Genomic DNA, 13,062 nt, shown 5'->3' on the forward strand with positions numbered 1-13,062 from the left:
TCAAATAAAAGGCACTAAAAATGCTTGGCAAGAGGCATGAAAAAATATGAACAAATGCAAAAGCATAAACCCAAAGATTTTAAGCGCCATATTGGCGTTAATGAAGAGACATTTAACGCAATGATAGAGGTGTTTAGGCAATACGATGAGAATCGTAAAAAAGGATTAGGTGTAGGAGGGAGGAGATCTCTTTCACCAGAAAATAAAGTACTTTTGATGCTTGGCTATTATCGTGAGTATCGCACCCTTGAACATATTGGATTTGATTATGGTGTGAGTGAATCAACGGCTTCAAGGATTGTATGTGAAGTAGAAGAAGTGTTGATTAAGTCTGGTAGATTTTCATTGCCAAGCAAGAGAGAACTCTATAAAAGTGATGTTGCCCTCTCTTTTGTTGTCATTGATGCGACAGAAACGCCTTGTCAAAGACCCAAAAAAAGCAAAGAGAGTACTACTCAGGTAAGCAAAAGCGTCATACCCTTAAAGGACAGATTGTGATTGATAAAGAGGAGAGGATTATGTGTGTGCATACCGCTAAAGGTACGACACATGATTTTAGACTGTTTCAAGAATCTAATCTCCCCTTGATGCCCAAGACCTGTGTTTATGTTGATTTGGGATATCTGGGTATTGCCAAAGAACATAGCCATTGTCAAATTCCCCATAAAGCCTCCAAACTTCATCCTTTGAGTGAGGAGCAAAAAGAGGAAAACAGACAAAAAGCAAGTGCTAGAATATGTGTTGAACATGTGAATGCTAAAATCAAAACATTTCAGATACTCACCCAAAAATACAGAAACAGAAGAAAACGATTCAATCTACGCTTTAATTTGATATGTGGATTAATCAACTTTGACCGTGGTTTTGCTGTGGAATACAAATGAGTTTTGCAAGATGTCTAATGTGGTTGTTGGCATCTAAAAGAGCGCTTTTAAAGATGATGGAGCGTGGAAACAGAAAGGTTTTTTGCAAAGGAAGAATACTCTGAATGGTTGATTCAATCTCTTTGGCGTAAGAGCGCAACTGGACTTCTTGGTTGACTTGACTCAGGCGCAACGAAACGGAGAGGTAGTTTAAAATCGGAAAAGAGACCAGTAAAAGGGTAAGAAGGGTGAGAATAATGGCAAAGATAAACGCATTTTTGGTTTCACTTTGCAATTTTATATCCTATCCCTTTAGCCGTAATAATAAAATCTTTATCGGTCTTGTCACGTAGTTTTTTAATGAGCATGCGTATATCGTTTTCGCCCACCTCTTTGCCTTCCCAGACGTATTCATGAATGAGCTCGATGGAGATAAAATTCCCTCTATTCTTGACTAAAACAAAAAGAAGTTTTCGTTCATAATTACTCAAATTAACCTGCATCTCTTCAAACCAAAGAGTCTGGTCATTACTGTGGTAAGAAAAGCCATGTGTGAGTGGTATGACATCAAGTGTGCTATGAAGGTGGTAACTTTTAAGCGTTTGCGAAACACGGTATTGAAGCTCTTTGAGTGAAAAAGGTTTGCGTAAATAGTCATTGCACCCCAGCTCATAACCTAAAGAGAGGTTGTTAATGTCGGTGAGTGAGGTAATAAAAATGATGGGTAGATCAAGTTTGGCTTTACGAATCTCTTTTAAAATTTCATACCCATCCATATGAGGAACACGTATGTCTAAAAGGGCCAGATGGTACTGTTTTTCAAAAAGTGCATCAAGGGCGAGAAGTCCATCTTCAAAGGCATCCACATCGTAGCCCATCTCCTCTAGAGAATCTTTAATACTCTCATTATAAGTGTGGTCGTCTTCAAGAAGTAAAATCTTCATCGAATGAGTACCTCACGTTTTTCGGAGTTTTGAATCGCAGGCTCTAGCGTTTTTACATGTAAAGGTGTTGTATAGGGTGTCAGAGAAGCACGAAGGAGCAAAGACTCCTTCAGTAAAGCTTCCCCAAACCAGATACCAATATAGCCAACCTGTTTGGCTTCGATGTCAAAGAGGGGTGTAAAGCCAAAGAGTACACCATTTTGTCTTGCAAAGCCTTTCTCTAAAGTTGAGGTAGAGATGATGGTACTTAAGGCATTGATGCATCCGCTAGGGCAGCTATTGCTCACAATGACATAGTTATCAATTTGATCCAGTTCTTTCATCCATTCACCAACTTCTAAAAGTTCTTTATCCATCAAAACAACGAAATTAATCTTTTTTGCATTGAGCTTTTGGGCAACTTCATCAAAACTAATGATAATCTCTAATGAACCTATAAACGTCTCTTTCGCATAAATAGGGCACAGTGCTTTAATGTTCAAACGTTTACCAAGTTCAATGGCAACGAGAGGCATTTTGGTTTGTTGAAGTAGTGCTATCCCTTTGCGAAACGTTGAAAGGTCATCTCCATAATCATCAAAATCCCAACTTCGCACATAGGCTTTTGCATCTTTAGTATGAAGTTGTACTTCAAGATTTTCAATTTGGAGATACTGTTTTATTTTAGCAATTTCGCTCTGTAATGTTTCAAAAAGTAACGCCCTGTCGTTGCTGAGGTAACCCTCTTTAAGTGTTTCATTTTGAGAGAGCATCAGTGCTATACTTAAAGCAAGTTGTTTTTCATTTGAAATGAGCTCTTGAGTGAGTCCTAGAACACTCTCCACACTGTTTTTAGCATCTTCGATATAGAGGTTATGGTTAGCGCGATAGATCAAAAAGCCAAGGCTGAGTACTAACGCGAAAAAGAGTCCAAAAAAGAGTGCAAAGATGCGAAAATTTTTGATGACAGATCCTTTTTAATAGAAACCATTGCCAAATTATACCTTAAAAGTACAATGGAGAAATTGACGATAAATTGACATGAGAAGCGTATGATAATCCCATGAATTATTCTAAAGGAGGCTTTTATGAAGGTAGATTTGATGCTAAAATTGGCATTGGTCGCATCCTGTGCAAGCGGGCTTTTTGCATTTGATGTCGGTGAACTTGCGAAACGAGGTGACCAAGGTTTTAAGCCAGTGGTGGTCAAGGATTGGCAAGCGCCTGATGAAAAAACGATTCCCAACAATCAATTTGGCAATGATGTGCGCTATGGTAAAGCATTAGTGCAAGAGACCTATAAGTACATAGGTCCTGAAGTTGCCGATAAAAAAATGCGATATGCTGGTAATAACCTTGCGTGTAATAGCTGTCACTTGGATGCAGGAACTAAAAAATACTCTGCAGGATTTATGGGTGTATTTGCTTCCTTTCCTCAATACAGTGCACGTGAAAATGCTGTCGGTACGATCGAAGAGCGCATCAACGGCTGTATGCAACGCAGTATGAATGGTAAACCATTGCCTGAAAGCTCTAAAGAAATGAAAGCAATAGTAACCTATATGTACTGGCTTGGGCAAGGTATTTCTGTAGGTGCGAAAGTGGAAGGAAGCTCTTTAACCAAAGTCGATCGTAAAATGATTATGAGTCGTGCAGCCGATCCAATTGCGGGTGAAAAAGTGTACAAAGAGATGTGTGCATCCTGTCATGGGGACAATGGGCAAGGTGTTAAACGTGAAGGCAAAGCGATGGGCTATGAGTTTCCACCACTGTGGGGCAAAGATACCTACAACACGGGTGCTGGTATGTTTAGACTGATTAAAGCAGCGGACTGGATTGTGGCAAATATGCCTTTAGGTGCAACCAGCGATGCTAAAATTTTGAGCGACGCTCAAGCCTATGATGTCGCAGCGTATATCAACAATTACGACAAAGAACGCCCAATCAAAGCCAATAAAGACAAAGACTTCCCTGATCTTAAAGTCAAAGCCGCCGATAGCGATATTGGACCTTATGATGATAACAAAACACGTCTTCAACATAAAGTGGGCCCTTATCAAGGCATTATTATCCCTGCCAAAAAAGCAGAGTAAGTACCCTGTGGCAAACTTCGGTTTGCCACTACTTCATTAAAGATTCTCTCAAAAGCACCTCACCCTTTTACATGTAATGATTTTTTGTTTATACTATTACTTTATAATAAACCTATTCCATTTAAAAGAGATCACATGACTAAAGAAAAACTGATTTCCGATACGAAAATCTTGCATCGCTTTATTCAGCTGCATTGCGATAAAAAGCATCAAGATGTTTCTAAAAAAAAAGGAGTCTTAGAAGTAAGTTTTAAAGAAGAGTCTTTATGTGAATTGCCATACCATATCTGTGAAGAGTGTGAAACATTGTTTGTTTATGGCTATGGAAAGCTTAAAAATTGTCCACATGAGCATAAACCAAGCTGTCGTAAGTGTCCTGATCCGTGTTATGAAAAACCGATGTGGAAAAAGATGGCACAAGTGATGAGTTACAGCGGTATGCAATTAGGTCTTACAAAACTGCGTAAACTTTTTTCCAAATAATGCTGCCATATCTTAGCCATAAAGCGCACATGCAACGCGTGTATGGCGAAGCGCTTTTTAGTGTCCCTGTCAATGTGGAGTTTGGCTGTCCTAACCGCGAACGCGATGGTAGTGGTGGCTGTTCCTTTTGTCCCGAACACGGTGCTCGCGCAGCTCAAATTGCGGATGCAAAGAGCGTGGAGGAGCAGATACAAAAAGCGCTCTCCTTTGCCAAAAGACGCTACAACGCTAAAGCGTTTGCACTTTACATTCAAGCCTATACCGGAACATTTGCTTCCCTTATCAAACAAAAAGAGACATATGAAAAACTGCTTGCTCTTTACCCCTTTCGCGCCTTACATATAGGCACCAGACCTGATTGTTTGAGCGAATCGACACTGGGCTACTTGGCAGAACTGAATCAAAAAATTGATGTCGTAGTGGAACTGGGCGTGCAAAGCTTACACGATGCGAGTTTAAAACGCATGAACCGAGGGCATGATGCCGTCTGTTCACTGGCAGCCATCAAACGTTTACATGGTAAAGGTTTAAAAGTTTATGCGCATGTGATTATCGGATTGCCCAATGAAACACCACAGATGTGGAAAGAGAGCGTGCAAGGCTTGGTGAATGCGGGCATTGATGGGATTAAATTTCACAATCTGCACATCATTCAAAATACTGACTTGGCACGTGAGTTTTCACGCACTCCTTTTCCTCTTTTAAGTGAATACGAATACGCCGAAGCGCTGATTGAGCTGTTGCGTTATGTGCCCTCGCACATTCCTATTTTACGTCTTGCCACCGATACGCCTGAGCGTGAGCTGATCGCTCCCAAATGGCATATGGCCAAAGGGCAATTTGGTGAGTATGTGGCACAAACAATGCGTTACCGTGGCATCAGACAGGGCAACTTAGTTGAAAAAGAGCTCGAAGAAAGTGATGCAATACCACAAAAAATAAGCCTCAAAGATGGAAGTACGACTTTATGGAATGAAATCTACCGTGATTACTACCATCCTAAAGCAGGAGCAATCCGTCAAGCCCAAGAGCTCTTTCTGGCACACTCCAACCTCAAAGAACGTCTTGAAAAAAGTGGTGTCACGCTTTTGGAGATCGGTTTTGGCATGGGGTACAACACATTTATGGCGACACAATTAGCACAAACAGTGGCTCAAAACCGTTTACATGTAAAAGCGATTGACCAAGATCGTATGCTCTTACAAAAGGCTTCTGTTGTCATTTCAGATACTTTACATGTAAAGATGTTGGACGCTCTTTTTACATGTAAACGTTACGATGATGATTTTGCCAAAGTTGAGTTTCTAAACGCCGAAGCACGCTATGCATTGCGTCTTTTAGACGAGCAATTTGATGTCATCTTTCTCGATCCCTTTATCGAGAGCAATAACGCTTCGCTTGTCACGTTAGATTTTTTCCAACACTTGCGAAAATTTCTCAAACCTGATGGCGTTTTAGTCGCCTCAACCGCTTTACAGGTAAGCCAAGTGGGGCTTAACCTTGCTGGCTTTGATGTGATGGTCATCAAAGATGCCACGAGCGACATTCAAGGTGTTGTCGCCACACTTTCATCGTCACACATTTTACATGTAAAAGAGCCCTACCGTGATATCTACGGCATATATAACGATAAGCAAATCGAAACACTGCATCAAAAATCGTCTAACTAAATCCAAAATAAACTTCATAATTTACATAAAATTTACATAGGAGGACTAAGATAGTCATACTTAAATCTTAGATAAAGGATAAAAGATGACTCAAATGCTTAGCCGAAGAGGATTTTTAAAACTCTCTTCTACCGCTGCTGCAGTTGCTAGTCTCTCAAGTATCCCAGGAACACTGGGTGCAATGGAAGAGAGTCAAAAGCACTACAAAGGCAATGCCAAATTTACACCCAGTATTTGTGAGATGTGTACAAGTTCGTGTACCATTGAAGCACGCGTGGAAGATGGTAAAGGTGTATTTATTCGTGGCAATCCAGCTGATAAAGGAAGAGGCGGAAAAGTCTGTGCTCGTGGTGGTTCAGGGTTCAATCAACTTTACGATCCACAACGATTAGTCCATCCTATTATGCGTGTGGGTGAGCGAGGTGAAGGAAAGTGGAAAGTGGTCAGTTGGGACGAAGCTTACACTTTTATAGCCAAAAAATTGGATGAAATCAAACAAAAACATGGTGCGCATACCGTAGCGTTTACGGCACGTAGTGGTTGGAACAAAACATGGTTTCATAATTTAGCACAAGCGTACGGTTCTCCAAACCTTTTTGGACATGAAGCAACCTGTCCATTGGCGTACGATTTGGCGATGGATGATATTTTCGAAAACGGTGTTAGCCGTGATTTTGCCAAAGCAAAATACATCATTAACCCAAGCCATAACGTCTTTGAAGGTATTGTTATCTCCTATGCACGTCAATATATGGAAGCATTGGAACACGGTGCAAAAGTGATTTCACTCGATCCAAGACTTTCAACGATGGCTGCAAAAGCGAGCGAATGGCATCCGATTAGACCAGGCCATGACCTTCCGTTTGTCCTTGCTTTCATTCATACGCTCATTAACGAAAACCTTTACAATAAAAAATTCGTTGAGAAATACTGCGAAGGGTTTGATGAACTTAAAGCGTCTGTAGCTGAGTATACCCCTGAGAAAATGGCGTTGGAGTGTGATATATCTGCTGATACGATCAAACGCATGGCACGCGAATTTGCCAAAGCAGCACCCAAAGCGATTTTTGATTTCTGTCACAGAGTCACCTTGACACCTCAAGAGTTAGAACTTCGTCGTGCGATTATGATGTGTAACGTTTTAGTCGGTGCCGTAGAGCAAGAGGGTGGTTACTATCTGAACAAAGGTGCTGGTTTTTACAATAAATTTTTAGGCGAAGGCGATGCTAAAGCGCCGGTACTTAAAAAGCCAAAAATTCCTGCCTATCCAAAAGTAGAATTTCCAAGAATTGATCGTATTGGTGAAAAAGACAGTGAATTTTTCTTGGCCAAAAAAGGCAATGGCATCGTTACATTGATTCCTAAAGCGACGTTAGAAGATCTTCCAGGAGTTCCTTATCGACTTCATGGCTGGTTTATCGCACGTAACAATCCTGTCATGACACAGACCAATACCGAAACAGTCATTAAAGCCATTAAAGCGATGGATTTGGTTGTGGTTATGGATATTCAAGTCTCTGATACTGCTTGGTATGCGGACATTGTCCTTCCTGATACCACTTACTTAGAGAGAGATGAAGAGTTCAATGCAGGTGGAGGCAAAAATCCAAGTTATGATGTCGGTCGACAAAAAGTGGTTGAGCCTATCGGCGAATCACGTCCTGGTTGGCGAGTTGCCAAAGAGTTAGCGGAAAAAATGGGTTTAAGTGCTTATTTCCCTTACAAAGACATTGAAGATTATCGTTTACAACAAGTGGGTGATAATATCGATCTTTTGGCAAAACTTAAAGCAACAGGTATGGCAAGTTTTGGTGTGCCTCTTCTACTTCAAGATAAAAAAAGTGTTGCAGAGTTTGTGAAAAAGTATCCGAGTGCGGCCAGCAAAGTGAATGAAGAAGGTACGATTGATTTCCCACATAAGATCAAGCTGTTTAGCCCAGAACTCGAAACGGTTTCTAAAAAAGGTGCTTTGAGTTACGAGCCTTACAAATACAAAGAAGCCGATGAGCTCTATTTTATCAATGGAAAATCAGCGGTTCGTACCAACGGACATAATGGTAACAACCTTTGGCTCAATAATCTCTGTGATGATGCAGCGGTATGGATTCACCCCAAAACGGCGGAACGCCTTGGCATCAAAAATGGTGATAAAATCGAAGTCTCTAACAAATATGCGACACAAAAAGGCAAAGCGCTTGTCACGAAAGGCGTACGTGAAGACACCGTATTTGCTTACTTTGGGTTTGGTCACATCAGTAAAGAGCTTAAACGAGCTTATGGTAAAGGTGTTAACAGCAATACGCTTTATTCGCCTTTGGTATCGCCAAATTCAGGTATGAACCTGCATGTGGTTGGCGTCAAAGTCAAAAAAGCGTAAGGGGAGGAAAGAACAATGGCAAAAAAATATGGAATGATCCACGATAATAATCTTTGTATCGGTTGTCAAGCATGCAGTATTGCGTGCAGGTCTGAAAATGAAATACCCGAATCCGTGTACCGTTTACAGGTTTGGGTTAAAGAAGAAGAGTATCCAAATGGCACGATTGGCTATGAGTATCACCGCCAATCCTGTGTTCAATGTGAAAATACTCCTTGTGTGGGTGTCTGCCCTACCAAAGCTTCACATATCACGGAAGAGGGCATTGTGTTAGTGGATGTTGATTTGTGTGTAGGTTGTTTGTACTGTGTTGCAGCATGCCCTTACCAAGCACGTTATGTTCATCCTGTCACCAAAGCACCTGATAAATGTACGTTCTGTCATGATACACGCTTGGCTCGTGGTGAAGAACCAGCCTGTGTAACTGTATGTCCAACAGACGCGCTTATTTTTGGTGACTTGAACGATCCGAAAAGTAAGATCAACCAAGCGCTATCATCTCGTGTCACGTACCGTGAAAAAGAAAAATTGGGAACGAACCCAAAAATGTTTATTGTACCTAACCATAAAGGAGGGATCAACTCATGAACCAAATCTGGGGCTCAATAGAGCAATATAACACAGTCGTATGGCATTGGCCGATTGCGGTCTATCTTTTCCTTGCAGGTCTCTCTGCGGGAGCGATTATTTCGGCAATCGTGATTAAATGGATGAAAGGCAATGATGTCTCTCCAAGCGATGGTATTATTAAAGCGGGTTCTATTTTAGCGCCGGTGACCATTGGTGCAGGTTTGCTCCTTTTGATTACCGATCTTACGCGTCCGCTTCATTTCTGGAAATTGTTAATTCACTATAACTTTGGCTCTGTGATGACACTTGGTGTTTTGGCACTGTTTGCGTATTTCCCCGTTGTTATTCTCTTTTTCATGGGTGTCTTTAAAAAAGAGCTTTTTGAAACGGGACCACTTCAATTTTTAGCACCGCTTGCCAATCTTGCATTGGCATACGCTAAATTGATCGAAAGTGTGACACTCATTTTAGCTGTAGGTGTTGGTGCCTATACTGGTTTCTTGCTTTCAGCAATGAACAGTTATCCCTTGTTTAATACCCCTGTTTTACCAGCGCTTTTCTTGGTATCAGGTGTCTCAGCAGGTATTTCTGCCAACTTGGTTGTTGGACTTCTTTTCTTTAAGAGCAGTACCAAAGATGGCAACGTCAGTTACCTTCATGGGTTAGATGTCAAAGTGAGTTTTGTCGAACTTTTCTTCTTATTCATTCTTTTTGTGGGAATGTTTTACCAAGGAGGATCTGCTGCGCATGTCGCACATGCAGCGCTTAGTACCGGTGGACTTTCAACATTGCTTTGGTTGGGTGTTATCGGTTTAGGGTTGGTGTTGCCTATTGGACTTAATTTTGCATTACCTCATGGGGTGAAACACTCTCATGGTTTTGTAATCTTCAATTCACTGATCGTTCTTATTGGTGTTATGTCACTTCGTTACTATATTCTCTACGCAGGTCAAGTCTTCGTAGGATAAATCTTCGTTACCCAATAACTCCCTCCCAGCGAGGGGGTTTTTCTTTTTAGATTAAATATGCAAAATTTGCATATTATGATAAAATAATCTTTTTATAAAAATTAGTACTATCAGGTAAATATTAGCTTACTTTACTAACAAGATTTAAAAAGAAGGCATTAATGTGAAGTCTATTAATTATAATTACAAGACACTTGAGGAATTAGAAAAGTTTTCTAGAGCAAACTTTAGCCCTAATGATCATCTCTTTATTCAACTTTTTTGTGGTGACTTTAACAAAATAAAAATTGCCTCTATTCTTCATTTTTTAAAATTGACTTTTCCCAAAAGTGTTATTGTCGGTAGTAGTACTGCTGGTGAGATTCAAGAAGGTCATATTCAAGATAATACTATTTTACTTGCATTTTGTTGGTTGGAAAAAAGTGTTGCTAAAGCCTATTATTTTGCCGATGTAAACTTTGAAAGTGGTCAAAAAGCGGCTACTTCTATTCTGGATAAAGAGACAAAAGTATGTATTGCACTAGCACATCCTTTTGGCGTGGATGACAGTGAAGATTTTCTGAAAGGATTTAATAGCTTAAGAGCTGATATGCCTCTGTCTGGTGGAAATGCTGCTGATAAATTTTTATTTCAAAGTGCTTTTATTATTTGTGAGGATCAAATTTTAGATCAAGGTATTGTGCTTGCAACATTAAGCGGTAAATCTTTACATGTAAACAGTGCGTATTCCCTTGGTTGGACGCAAATTGGTCAAGAACTGACGATTACTAAAGTCCATAAAGGGGCTCTTTATGAGGTTGATCATCAACCGATCCAAAAGATTTACCAACACTATTTAGGGAATGATATTTTGCACAATATCCCTAGCAGTGGTATGGAATTTCCTTTTATAAAAACGTGTGATGAAATAGAAGTATGTCGCTCATTGATTGGTTCTAATGAAGATGGTTCTTTGATCTTTTCAGGGCATTTAGATGAAGGGGAAAAGGTGCATTTTTCGATTGGAAATGTCGAAGAAATTATGGATAAAGCAGCGTACATACAAGAGCAGATTAATGAAAAACCTGTTGAAACCATTTTTGTCTATTCTTGTGCAGTTCGCAAACGATTTTTGCAAAAACAGCTCAATTACGAATTTGGACTTTTACAGCAAATTGCTCCAACATCTGGATTTTTTACGTATGGTGAATTTTATCATTCCAAACATAAAAACCAACTCCTTAATGTCACGACTACTGTGTTGACATTGAGTGAATCAGACTATATTATCTCTCATCCTTTAGGTAAGAAACCAGATGTGAACGGCTCAACGCTTAAGTCCTTAACCCATCTTGTCAATACAACCCAACATGAACTTGATGTTAATATGAATTTTCTTAATCAGTATAAAATGATTTTAGATGAGTGTTGCATTGTCTCTAAATCCGATATTAATGGATGTATTACGTATGCAAGTGAGCCTTTCTGTAAGGTTGTAGGGTATACAGAAGAGGAGTTGTTAGGGAAAACACATCGTATGTTTAGGCCAAGTGATGCTGATCCCGCTCTTTATGCAAATCTTTGGGAAACACTCAAACGTAAAGAGATATGGAAAGGAATTGTTAGGGTTGTTATTAAATCGGGTAATGTACATTATCTTCAAAATACCATTATGCCTATTTTTGATGAGGCAGGCAATACGTTGGAGTATCTTTGTGCTCATTTTGATATTACAGATTTAATTGTTAAAGAGCAGTTGATTGAACAGCATTTCAAAGATGAACTCACTGGTTTTGGAAACCGTGAAGCACTTTTTCATCGTCTTCGTTTAGATCACAACACAAAATTATTAATTTTACTCAATCTGATTGGTTTTTCGGAGATTAATGATTATTTAGGGTATGACGTAGGTGATGAGCTTTTAAAACAAATAGCTCATTTTTTAATGAAGAGTTTTAACAGTCATGCTGATGTTGTTTTTCGTATTAATGGTGATGAGTTTGCGGTTTTACTGACAAGTCAAGATATTAAAATGATCTCAACGGCTCGCGATAATATTAAGCAAATGATTCATAGCCTTGAAAAAAAAGTCTTTATAATCAAAGGCTATGAAGTGGTTGTTCGGATTAATGTTGGTGTAGCCAAAGGAAGTTCCGATGAGATTTATATGCAGTCCCACGTGGCACTGAAAGAGGCCAAAACACACAATCAAGCGGTCGTCTTTTATGAAGCTAACGAAATATTGAAAAACAAAACAAAGCATAATATTCAAATTATTCAAAAAATAAAAACGGCCATTGATCATGATTGCATTGTGCCCTTTTTTCAAGGTATTTATGACAACAAGCAACATAAAATTACTAAGTATGAAGTACTGATGCGGCTTCAAGAAGAGGATGGACATTATCTCAGCCCGTACTCCTTTTTAGATCAAGCTAAAAAGACACGGTTGTATGGCAAACTTACGAAGATTATGATCAATAAATCTTTTGAATACCTCAAAGATTTTAAGGTAGATTTTTCAATTAACCTTACGAAAGGCGATATTCTCTCGACTTCAGTGAAAGAGTGTTTGTATGACAATATCAAAAAATATCAGTGTGCCCATCGGGTCATTTTGGAGATCGTAGAGTCAGAAGGTATTGAAAATTTTAGCGAGATCACAGCATTTATTCGTGAAGTCAAACAGCTTGGGTGTCGCATTGCCATTGATGATTTTGGAACGGGTTACTCCAATTTTGCTTACTTGGTTAAATTGGAAGTGGATATAATTAAAATTGATGGTTCATTGATTAAAGACATTGATACGAATGAAATAAGTGCAATGACGGTAGAAACGATTATCTCTTTTGCACAAAAAATGGGTTATGAGATTGTGGCTGAATTTGTGGATCGAGAATCAATTCAAGAAAAACTTTTGAGTTTACATGTAGACTTTTCGCAAGGCTATCTCTTTAGCAAACCAAGTCCTATTATCTCCTCTTTTTAACATCCTTTTTGTAAACTACAAAAGAGGCATGAGCCACTAGCCTACCGATGATTACCTTCTGTAAAAAGAACGTCTTACTTCTTTAAAAAAGTCTCATTTTAAAGTCAAATTATCTTACAATAAAGTAAAACAATAAGAGAGTAAAGC

General features: G+C 39.4%; 12 protein-coding genes. 9 read left to right on the forward strand and 3 right to left on the reverse strand.

Annotation, left to right across the window (positions count from 1 at the left end; all coding sequences use genetic code 11):
• The first annotated feature begins 36 nt into the window (after positions 1-36).
• Both FA584_RS01380 and FA584_RS01385 read left to right on the forward strand, forming a co-directional pair.
• Positions 37-498 (forward strand): transposase family protein, encoded by a 462-nt coding sequence (locus tag FA584_RS01380; protein ID WP_025343414.1) that lies wholly within the window; start codon positions 37-39, stop codon positions 496-498.
• Complete coding sequence (locus FA584_RS01385) at positions 420-884, forward strand: transposase family protein (RefSeq protein WP_084613060.1); 465 nt, start codon at positions 420-422, stop codon at positions 882-884. Before FA584_RS01380 ends, FA584_RS01385 begins: the two co-directional genes overlap by 79 nt.
• Here FA584_RS01385 and FA584_RS01390 read toward each other — a convergent pair.
• From FA584_RS01390 to FA584_RS01400, 3 genes are read right to left on the reverse strand one after another with little or no spacing between them, the layout of a single operon-like run.
• The gene (locus FA584_RS01390; protein WP_228448056.1) at positions 847-1,158 is read right to left on the reverse strand and encodes a hypothetical protein; all 312 of its coding nucleotides are present in this window, start codon (positions 1,156-1,158) and stop codon (positions 847-849) included. The two genes, FA584_RS01385 and FA584_RS01390, sit on opposite strands and share 38 nt — an antisense overlap.
• Entirely contained in the window at positions 1,148-1,807 is a 660-nt protein-coding gene (locus tag FA584_RS01395; protein ID WP_096045652.1) for a response regulator transcription factor, read from the reverse strand. The genes FA584_RS01390 and FA584_RS01395 overlap by 11 nt, the downstream gene beginning before the upstream one ends.
• A complete protein-coding gene (locus tag FA584_RS01400) occupies positions 1,804-2,682 on the reverse strand; it encodes a cache domain-containing protein (protein ID WP_167750041.1) in 879 nt (292 codons plus the stop codon). The genes FA584_RS01395 and FA584_RS01400 overlap by 4 nt, the downstream gene beginning before the upstream one ends.
• 192 nt (positions 2,683-2,874) lie before the next feature.
• Here FA584_RS01400 and FA584_RS01405 point away from each other — a divergent pair, with 192 nt between their 5' ends.
• The 7 genes from FA584_RS01405 to FA584_RS01435 all read left to right on the forward strand — a co-directional run bounded on the left by FA584_RS01405 (position 2,875) and on the right by FA584_RS01435 (position 12,915).
• Positions 2,875-3,879, forward strand: a complete 1,005-nt coding sequence (locus tag FA584_RS01405) for a c-type cytochrome (RefSeq protein WP_167750042.1) — start codon at positions 2,875-2,877, stop codon at positions 3,877-3,879.
• A gap of 135 nt (positions 3,880-4,014) precedes the next feature.
• Complete coding sequence (locus FA584_RS01410) at positions 4,015-4,362, forward strand: nitrous oxide-stimulated promoter family protein (protein WP_167750043.1); 348 nt, start codon at positions 4,015-4,017, stop codon at positions 4,360-4,362.
• Between the two features lie 29 nt (positions 4,363-4,391).
• Positions 4,392-6,032 (forward strand): tRNA modification radical SAM protein MnmL/YtqA, encoded by a 1,641-nt coding sequence (gene mnmL, locus FA584_RS01415; RefSeq protein WP_228448058.1) that lies wholly within the window; start codon positions 4,392-4,394, stop codon positions 6,030-6,032.
• Between the two features lie 85 nt (positions 6,033-6,117).
• On the forward strand, positions 6,118-8,409 hold the full coding sequence (gene phsA, locus FA584_RS01420) for a thiosulfate reductase PhsA (protein ID WP_167750045.1): 2,292 nt from the start codon (positions 6,118-6,120) through the stop codon (positions 8,407-8,409).
• A 15-nt stretch (positions 8,410-8,424) separates the two neighbouring features.
• Complete coding sequence (locus FA584_RS01425) at positions 8,425-8,997, forward strand: 4Fe-4S dicluster domain-containing protein (RefSeq protein ID WP_167750046.1); 573 nt, start codon at positions 8,425-8,427, stop codon at positions 8,995-8,997.
• Entirely contained in the window at positions 8,994-9,947 is a 954-nt protein-coding gene (gene nrfD / locus FA584_RS01430) for an NrfD/PsrC family molybdoenzyme membrane anchor subunit (RefSeq protein ID WP_096045659.1), read from the forward strand. Before FA584_RS01425 ends, nrfD begins: the two co-directional genes overlap by 4 nt.
• Positions 9,948-10,110: 163 nt before the next feature.
• A complete protein-coding gene (locus FA584_RS01435) occupies positions 10,111-12,915 on the forward strand; it encodes an EAL domain-containing protein (protein ID WP_167750047.1) in 2,805 nt (934 codons plus the stop codon).
• The last annotated feature ends 147 nt before the right edge of the window (positions 12,916-13,062 follow it).

This window comes from Sulfurospirillum diekertiae, assembly GCF_011769985.2.
Taxonomy (GTDB): Bacteria; Campylobacterota; Campylobacteria; order Campylobacterales; family Sulfurospirillaceae; genus Sulfurospirillum; species Sulfurospirillum diekertiae.